Raw genomic sequence first — 8,618 nt, 5'->3', positions numbered from 1 at the left:
CGATTGATGATCTTGTCGTCGATGTCGGTGATGTTGCGCACGTAGGTCAGGTCGTAACCGCTGAACCGCAACCAGCGGGTCACCAGGTCGAACGCGACCATGCTGCGGCCGTGGCCCAGGTGGCAGTAGTCGTACACGGTCATGCCGCACACGTACATGCGCACCTTGTTGCCATCGAGCGGCTTGAAGACTTCTTTGCTCTTGGTGAGCGTGTTGTAAATCGTTAGCACGTTAACTTCCTTGAATCACTGGCCCCACGAATCACGCAGGGTCACGGTACGGTTGAATACCGGCTGACCTGGTTTCGAGTCCTTGATGTCCGCGACGAAGTAGCCTTCGCGCTCGAACTGGAAACGGTCTTCCGGCTGTGCGTTGCCCAGCGAGGGTTCAGCACGACAACCGGTGAGTACCTGCAGCGAATCAGGGTTGATGTTGTCCAGGAAACTGGCGCTGTCTTCGGCCTTCTCCGGGTTCGGAGAACGGAACAGACGATCGTACAGACGCACTTCGCACTCGACGCTGGCAGCGGCCGGCACCCAGTGGATCACGCCTTTGACCTTGCGGCCTTCCGGGTTCTTGCCCAGGGTGTCCGGGTCGTACGAGCAACGCAGCTCGACGATGTTGCCGTCGGCGTCCTTGATCGCTTCGTCGGCGCGTATCACGTAGCTGCCACGCAGACGCACTTCACCAGCCGGTTCCAGGCGCTTGTAGCCCTTCGGCGGCTCTTCCATGAAGTCTTCGCGGTCGATGTAGATTTCGCGGGCGAACGGCAAGGCGCGCACGCCCATGTCTTCCTTCGGATGACGCGGCAGTTCGAGGTTCTCGACCTGGCCTTCCGGGTAATTGGTGATCACGACTTTCAGCGGACGCAACACGCACATGGCACGCGGCGCGCTCTGGTCGAGGTCGTCACGGATGCTGAACTCGAGCATGCCGAAGTCGACCACGCCGTCGGAACGGTTGGTGCCGATCATTTCGCAGAAGTTGCGGATCGATTTCGGCGTGTAACCACGGCGGCGGAAGCCCGACAGCGTGGACATGCGCGGGTCGTCCCAGCCATTGACGTGCTTTTCATCGACCAGTTGCTTGAGCTTGCGCTTGCTGGTGATGGTGTAGTTCAGGTTCAGGCGGCTGAACTCGTACTGGCGCGGGTTGGCCGGTACCGGCAGGTTTTCGAGGAACCACTCGTACAGCGGACGGTGGCTTTCGAACTCCAGGGTGCAGATCGAATGGGTGATGCCTTCGATGGCGTCCGACTGACCGTGGGTGAAGTCGTAGTTCGGGTAGATGCACCACTTGTCACCGGTCTGGTGGTGGTGCGCGTGACGGATGCGATACATGATCGGATCACGCAGGTTCATGTTCGGCGACGCCATGTCGATCTTGGCCCGCAGCACACGTGCGCCGTCCGGGAATTCACCGGCCTTCATGCGGGCGAACAGGTCCAGGTTCTCTTCGACGCTGCGGTCGCGGAACGGGCTGTTCTTGCCCGGCTCGGTCAGGCTGCCACGGTATTCCTTGGCTTGCTCAGGGGTCAGGTCGTCGACATAGGCCTTGCCGGACTTGATCAGTTCCACCGCCCAGTCGTGCAACTGGTCGAAATACTGCGAGGCGTAGCGCACTTCGCCGGACCATTCGAAACCCAGCCATTTGACGTCGCTTTCGATTGCGTCGATGTATTCCTGGTCTTCCTTGGCCGGGTTGGTGTCGTCGAAACGCAGGTGCGTGACGCCGCCGAACTCCTGGGCCAGGCCGAAGTTCACGCAGATCGACTTGGCGTGACCGATGTGCAGGTAGCCGTTGGGCTCAGGCGGGAAACGGGTGACGATCTGCGTGTGCTTGCCCGAGTCCAGGTCTGCCTGGATGATCGGCCGCAGGAAGTTGACCGGCACGGCTGGGCCGGTCTTGGCATTCGAGGTAGGGTCGACAGTGGGCTTGCTCATAGGATCCTTGAACGTACAAGTGCGTGGCCGTAATGAAGGCCGGACAAAACAAAGCCGCTATCATAGCCGATGCCGTCAAGCACCTGACAGAGCGCACCTGCAAACGGTCGCATTTAATGAACCGTAAATGAAAAACAGCCTCGAAATTCGCGTCTGTCACGCTAAACTGCGCGTCTCGGCCGCAAAAGGCTGAACCGGTGACGGGACGCTGAAGTCCCAAAATCCACGAATTCCTTGAAAGAGTAGTAATCATGACCCAAGTCAAACTGACCACCAACCATGGCGACATCGTCCTGGAACTGAACGCTGAGAAGGCACCGATCACCGTTGCCAACTTCATCGAGTACGTCAAAGCCGGTCACTACGAAAACACCGTTTTCCACCGTGTCATCGGTAACTTCATGATCCAGGGCGGCGGTTTCGAGCCAGGCATGAAAGAAAAGAAAGACAAGCGTCCAAGCATCCAGAACGAAGCTGACAACGGTCTTTCCAACGACAAGTACACCGTCGCCATGGCCCGAACCATGGAGCCGCATTCGGCTTCCGCGCAGTTCTTCATCAACGTGGCTGACAACAGCTTCCTCAACCACAGCGGCAAGAACGTTCAGGGCTGGGGTTACGCGGTATTCGGCAAAGTGACCGCCGGCACCGACGTCGTCGACAAGATCAAAGGCGTGGCCACCACTTCCAAGGCCGGCCACCAGGACGTACCAGCAGACGACGTGATCATCGAGAAAGCCGAGATCATTGAGTGATATTGCTGATTTCAGACTTGCATCTGGAAGAGGAGCGCCCGGACATTACCCGGGCGTTTCTGGATTTGCTCGCCGGACGCGCCCGCTCGGCGAGTGCGCTGTACATCCTGGGCGACTTTTTCGAGGCGTGGATTGGCGACGACGCCATGAGCCCTTTCCAGCGTTCCATCTGCCAGGCCCTGCGCGAATTGAGCGACAGCGGCACGGCGATTTTTCTGATGCACGGCAATCGCGACTTCATGCTGGGCCAGGCCTTTTGCAAACAGGCTGGCTGCACCTTGCTGAAGGACCCGAGCGTCGTGCAGTTCAACGGAGAGCCGGTGCTGTTGATGCACGGTGACAGCCTCTGCACCCGCGACGAAGCCTACATGAAGCTGCGTCGCTACCTGCGCAACCCGATCACCCTGTTCATCCTGCGTCATCTGCCCTTGAGCACCCGGCATAAGCTGGCGCGCAAGCTGCGCAGTGAAAGCCGCGCACAAACCCGAATGAAGGCCAATGACATCGTCGATGTCACGCCCCTGGAGATTCCGCGGATCATGCAGCAGTACGGCGTGAAAACGCTGATCCACGGCCATACCCACCGGCCCGCCATCCACAAGCTGCAACTGGGCGACCAGGCGGCACGGCGCATTGTGCTGGGGGATTGGGATCGTCAGGGTTGGGCATTGCAGGTCGATGAGCAAGGCTTTGCATTGGCGCCGTTTGATTTCACCCCGCCAGCGCAATGATCGTTCCCACGCTCTGCGTGGGAATGCAGCCCGGGACGCTCCGCGTCCCCAATCAAAAGCCGAACGCGGAGCGTCCGTAGAGGCATTCCCACGCAGAGCGTGGGAACGATCTGTTTCGTGTTTGACTCAATGCCCGGCAGACGCCGCAGGCCCGGCCTTGGCGGTAAACGGCGGCTTGGCCAGCCACACGATGAGTATCAGCCCCATGAACATCCAGCCCAGCAGGGTGAAGTAATCCACCGTGGACATGATGTACGCCTGGCTGATCACCATCTGATCCAGTTGCGTGTAGGCCTTGGCCCCTGCCCCGCCCAGCTGCGTCAACGTCTCGTGGGTTACCGGGTCGAACTGGGTGATGCTTTCGGTCAGATACGCATGGTGCTGGTCCGCCCGGCGAATCCAGATCCAGGTGGTCAGCGATGCCGCAAAACTGCCGCCCAGCGTGCGCAAGAACGTTGCCAACCCGGAGCCATCGGCAATCTGCTGCGGCGGCAGGTCCGAGAGCAGGATGGTCAGGGTCGGCATGAAGAACAGCGCCACGCCAATGCCCATGAACAGCTGCACCATGGCGATGTGCTGGAAATCCACTTCGTTGGTGAACCCGGCGCGCATGAAACAGCTCAGGCCGATGGCCAGGAACGCCAGCCCTGCCAGCAAGCGCATATCGAACCTCGGCGCGTATTTACCGACAAAAGGTGACAGCAGCACCGGCAAGATGCCCAACGGCGCCACGGCAAAACCGGCCCAGGTTGCGGTGTAGCCCAGTCGCGTCTGCAACCATTGCGGCAGGATCAGGTTGATCCCGAAGAACCCGGCATACCCCAGAATCAACACGATGGTGCCGTAGCGGAAGTTGCGGTGAGCAAACAGCCGCAGGTTGACCACCGGATGCTCGTCGGTCATTTCCCAGATCACGAAAAATGCCAGAGCAACCACCGAAATCACCGAACCGATGACGATGAAGCTCGATTCGAACCAGTCGGCGTCGTTGCCTTTATCCAACACAATCTGCAAGGCACCGACGCCAATGATCAAGGCGATCAGGCCGACGTAATCCATCGGCTGGCGGCTGGTGACCACCGGACGCTTCTTCATCTGTTGGGTCACCACCCACGCGGCGAACAGGCCGATCGGCACGTTGATGAAGAAGATCCACGGCCAGCTGTAACTGTCGGTGATCCAGCCGCCGAGGATCGGCCCGGCAATCGGTGCCACCACCGTGACCATCGCCAAAAGCGCCAGGGCCATCCCCCGTTTTGCCGGGGGATAGACCGCAATCAGCAGCGTTTGGGTCATCGGATACAACGGCCCCGCGACCACGCCTTGCAGGACTCGGAACCCTACGAGTTCCGGCATGGACGTCGAGATCCCGCACAGAAACGACGCGATCACGAACAGCAACGTGGCCCAGACGAACAGCTTCACTTCACCAAAACGGCGGCTCAGCCAACCGGTCAGCGGCAGGGCGATGGCGTTGCTCACCGCAAACGAAGTGATCACCCAGGTGCCCTGCTCCGCACTCACCCCGAGGTTGCCGGAAATCGTCGGCAACGCCACGTTGGCGATGGTGGTGTCGAGCACTTGCATGAAGGTCGCCAGCGACAGGCCGATGGTACTCAGCAGCAGGCTGGGCGGGGTGAAAGACGCGTTATTGCTCATTGCGAATCCTTTGACACCTGATTGACGCTATGGAGCGGGCCTTTGTGGCGAGGAAGCTTGCTCCCGCCGGGGCGCGAAGCGGCCCTAAAAGCTTTACGACTGCTTCGCAGCCGAGCGGGAGCAAGCTCCCTCGCCACAAAGGCCCGCACCTGAGGAGTGTGATCTCAGCGGTGGGCGGTCTTGCTGACCGCGGCGCTGTTGTCGTGGATCAGCTGCGTGATCATGGCGTCGGCTTCGGCCAGTTGACGGTCATAAATGCCAGTGCTGAACGAAGCTTTTTGCGGGGGCTGTTGCGCCAGCACCGGGCCGCTCTGGTCGTGCAAGTCCACATCCACCACGGTCGACAGGCCGACCCGCAAGGGGTGTTTGGCCAGTTCTTCGGCGTTGACGTGAATCCGTACCGGCACCCGTTGCACGATCTTGATCCAGTTACCGGTGGCATTCTGCGCGGGCAGCAAGGCAAACGCGCTACCGGTACCGGCGCCGAGGCTGTCGATGGTGCCGCTGTATTTCACGTCACTGCCGTAGAGGTCGGTTTCGATTTCCACGGGCTGACCGATACGCATGTCACGCAGCTGGGTTTCCTTGAAATTGGCGTCGATCCACAACTGATTCAGGGGGATAACCGCCATCAGCGCTTCACCCGGCTGCACCCGCTGGCCCAGCTGCACGGTGCGTTTGGCCACGTAACCGGTCACCGGCGCGATCAACGTGCTGCGGGCATTGTTCAGGTAAGCCTGACGCAACTGTGCGGCAGCGGCCATCACGTCCGGGTGCGAGGACACCACGGTGTCATCGACCAGAGCACTGGTGGTCTTGAGCTTCTGCTGCGCGTTGGCCAAGGCGTTTTGCGCAGAGGTCAGGTCGTCACGAGCGTGAGACAGTTCTTCCTGGGAAATCGCCCCGCCGACGGCGAGGTTTTTTCGGCGGTTGAAGTTGTCCTGGGCTTTCTGCACTTCGGCTTGCTGGGCGTTGACCTGCGCTTTCATGCCGTCGACGTCGCTGTACAAGCCGCGCACCTGACGCACCGTGCGCGCCAGATTGGCCTGGGCACTTTGCAACCCGACTTCGGCGTCGTTGGGGTCGAAATTCACCAGCACCTGACCTTCCTGGACCAGATCGCCGTCATCGGCACCGATGCTCACGACGGTGCCGGTGACCAGCGGAGTGATTTCCACCACGTTGCCATTTACATAGGCATCATCGGTGCTTTCACTCCAGCGCCCGAAGAATTCGTGGTAAGCCCAGACGCCCGCACCGCCGAGCACGACGACCATGGCAAGCACCAGCAACAGGAACTTGCGCTTGCCCGCGTTGGGATTGGCCGGGGTGGTTTGCGGGGATTGAGTTGTATCGGCAGTGGCCATGACAAGTACCTTGAATTAGTGAGTCAGCGTGGCTGGAGCAGTGTTGGCCGAGGCAATGGCCTCAGGCTGAAACCCGCCACCCAGCGCCTGTATCAGTTGGATCGACAGATCGATCTGCTCGGCATTCAGGTTGGCCAGCTGCCGCTGGGCCTGGAGCAGTTGCTGCTCGATGCTGAGCACGTCCAGGTAGTTACCGATGCCGGAACCGTAACGCTGGACCACGGTGTTGTAAGAATCCTGGGCGATGTCGGTGGCGTGTTGCTGGGCGGCAATCTGCCGGCCGACATCGCGCAACTGGTTGATGCTGTCACTGACATCCCCCAGCGCTTTCACCAGGTTTTTGTTGTACTGCGCCACCGCCAGGTCGTAGTCGGCGTCGCGGGAGTCGAGGTCGGCACGCAACCGGCCACCGTCGAAAATCGGTACGGAAATGGTCGGCGCCACATTGAAGAAACGGCTGGCCGAACCGAACATTGCATCGCCCAACAACGATTCGGTACCGGCCGCAGCGCTGAGGTTCAGGTTCGGATAGAACTGCGTCTTGCCGGCGTCGATGTTTTTGCTCGCCGCCTCGACCCGCCAGCGCGCGGCCACCAGGTCAGGGCGGCGACCCAGCAACTCGGCCGGCAGCACCGACGGCAACGCCACGGCACCCGGCTTGAGAATGTTCGGCCGGGCGATTTCATTGCCGCGGTCAGGACCTTTGCCCAGCAACACCGCCAAGGCGATCTTGGCGGATTGCAGGCGTTTTTCGGCGTCGATCAGATTGGCTTCGGAGGTCGCTTCCAGGCTTTCGGTCTGCTGGAACTGATACTGGCTGTCGATCCCGGAACTCAGGCGGCGCTGGCTCAGGTCGAGCATTTGCCGGGTGCGCTTGAGGTCTTCGGCGGACAGGTCGTAGACGATGTGCGCCTGCCCCAGATCGCTATAGGCACGCGCAACATCGGCGGACAAGGTCAGTTGCGCCGCCTGCTGGTCGATTTCAGCGGCGCGAGCCTGGCCCAGCGCGGCTTCCCAGGCGTCGCGCTGACCACCCCAGAGATCGAAGTTGTAATTGAAACTGGCAGCGATGTTACGCACGGTGGAATAGTTGCCACCCTGCCCCAGCGGGTCCTGATCCCGCGCCAGTCGCGAACGGCTGACACCGGCGCTGGCATCGAGGGTCGGCATGCGTGCGGCATCGGCGGCGTAGGCGGCGGCGCTGGCCTGATGGGTGCGGGCGTCGGCGATCTGCATGTCGGGGCTGTCGCGCAGTGCTTCGCGGATCAGGCCATCGAGTTGCGGATCACCCAGGCTCTTCCACCAATCGCTTTTCGGCCAGGCTGCGGGCGATAGCGTCACGCCGCTGAGGGATTGCCCGGCCTTGAGGTTTTTTGCCTCGAGGCTGACACCTTCGGTGTGCAGCCCGCTGTAGCTGGCGCAACCGGCCAGGCTCATGGCAAACAGCACCAGACTCAGGCCGGTGCGCAAGGTTTTACTGTTCATTGTTACCACCCAAGCGCAGCACGGTGATTGAGTCACCGGCTGCCAGCAGAATTTTCTTCAGGATCAGTTCCAGGGTTTTCAGTTCTTCCGGGCTGATGGCGCCCGCCAGTTCGTTCATGGCCTCGGCACCGATGTTCGGCAGACGATTCGCCAAGGCCTGGCCTTGTTCCGTCAGCACCAACTGCACTTGCCGGCGATCCGCCTCGGAGCGTTGGCGCGCGAGGAAGCCTTTCTGTTCCAGACGATCGAGCATGCGAGTCATCGAGCCGCTGTCCAGCGACAGGTGCCGACACAACTCACCCGGTGAATCGACACCGTACTGGGCCATGATGATCAGCACCTTGAACTGCGCGGCGGTGATGCCGTGAGGTTCCATGTGCGTGTCAATGATCCGGTCCTTGAGCAATGCGGCTCGCCCCAGCAGGAGACCGAGATGGCAGTTGTGAAAGTCGTCTGGCGCGAAATGTTTCATCTGAACACCGATTAGCTGCCTAGGCAGCGAATGTATGTCGAGATGTTACTGCCTAGACAGTGAATGTCAACGTAATAGTTAGGTTGCTTTGTAAATAGTTGACCAGTGGCGTCGGGTTTCAGTGCGGCTTAGGGGTATCTGGGAGAAGTTTGTTGGCTGGCAGGCCGTCATCGCTGGCAAGCCAGCTCCCACAGGGACAGAGGACA

The 8,618-nt window shown here is 60.6% G+C and carries 7 protein-coding genes and 1 pseudogene; 2 read left to right on the top strand and 6 right to left on the bottom strand.

The window, feature by feature from the left end:
• Positions 1-230, bottom strand: a pseudogene (locus D8V06_RS04340) (cysteine--tRNA ligase); the annotation flags it as partial.
• Positions 231-245: 15 nt separating this feature from the next.
• The gene (locus tag D8V06_RS04335; RefSeq protein WP_056854632.1) at positions 246-1,943 is read right to left on the bottom strand and encodes a glutamine--tRNA ligase/YqeY domain fusion protein; all 1,698 of its coding nucleotides are present in this window, start codon (positions 1,941-1,943) and stop codon (positions 246-248) included.
• A gap of 251 nt (positions 1,944-2,194) precedes the next feature.
• On the opposite strand from D8V06_RS04335, the gene D8V06_RS04330 reads away from it, so the two are divergent.
• Both D8V06_RS04330 and lpxH read left to right on the top strand, forming a co-directional pair.
• On the top strand, positions 2,195-2,698 hold the full coding sequence (locus D8V06_RS04330) for a peptidylprolyl isomerase (RefSeq protein ID WP_056854633.1): 504 nt from the start codon (positions 2,195-2,197) through the stop codon (positions 2,696-2,698).
• Entirely contained in the window at positions 2,695-3,429 is a 735-nt protein-coding gene (gene lpxH / locus D8V06_RS04325; protein WP_056854634.1) for a UDP-2,3-diacylglucosamine diphosphatase, read from the top strand. The genes D8V06_RS04330 and lpxH overlap by 4 nt, the downstream gene beginning before the upstream one ends.
• Positions 3,430-3,555: 126 nt before the next feature.
• Here lpxH and D8V06_RS04315 read toward each other — a convergent pair whose 3' ends face one another.
• From D8V06_RS04315 to D8V06_RS04300, 4 genes are all read right to left on the bottom strand, one after another.
• Positions 3,556-5,088 (bottom strand): DHA2 family efflux MFS transporter permease subunit, encoded by a 1,533-nt coding sequence (locus D8V06_RS04315; RefSeq protein ID WP_130906279.1) that lies wholly within the window; start codon positions 5,086-5,088, stop codon positions 3,556-3,558.
• A gap of 164 nt (positions 5,089-5,252) precedes the next feature.
• A complete protein-coding gene (locus tag D8V06_RS04310) occupies positions 5,253-6,455 on the bottom strand; it encodes an HlyD family efflux transporter periplasmic adaptor subunit (protein ID WP_056854636.1) in 1,203 nt (400 codons plus the stop codon).
• Positions 6,456-6,470: 15 nt separating this feature from the next.
• Complete coding sequence (locus D8V06_RS04305; RefSeq protein ID WP_130930504.1) at positions 6,471-7,940, bottom strand: efflux transporter outer membrane subunit; 1,470 nt, start codon at positions 7,938-7,940, stop codon at positions 6,471-6,473.
• Entirely contained in the window at positions 7,930-8,412 is a 483-nt protein-coding gene (locus D8V06_RS04300) for a MarR family transcriptional regulator (protein WP_130906277.1), read from the bottom strand. The genes D8V06_RS04305 and D8V06_RS04300 overlap by 11 nt, the downstream gene beginning before the upstream one ends.
• Positions 8,413-8,618 lie beyond the last annotated feature (206 nt).

Origin of the sequence: Pseudomonas sp. Sample_24, assembly GCF_004307605.1 — a bacterium.
Taxonomy (GTDB): domain Bacteria; phylum Pseudomonadota; class Gammaproteobacteria; order Pseudomonadales; family Pseudomonadaceae; genus Aquipseudomonas.
Note: the sequence above shows the minus strand (reverse complement) of the source record. Positions and strands in the feature narration are given on the sequence as shown.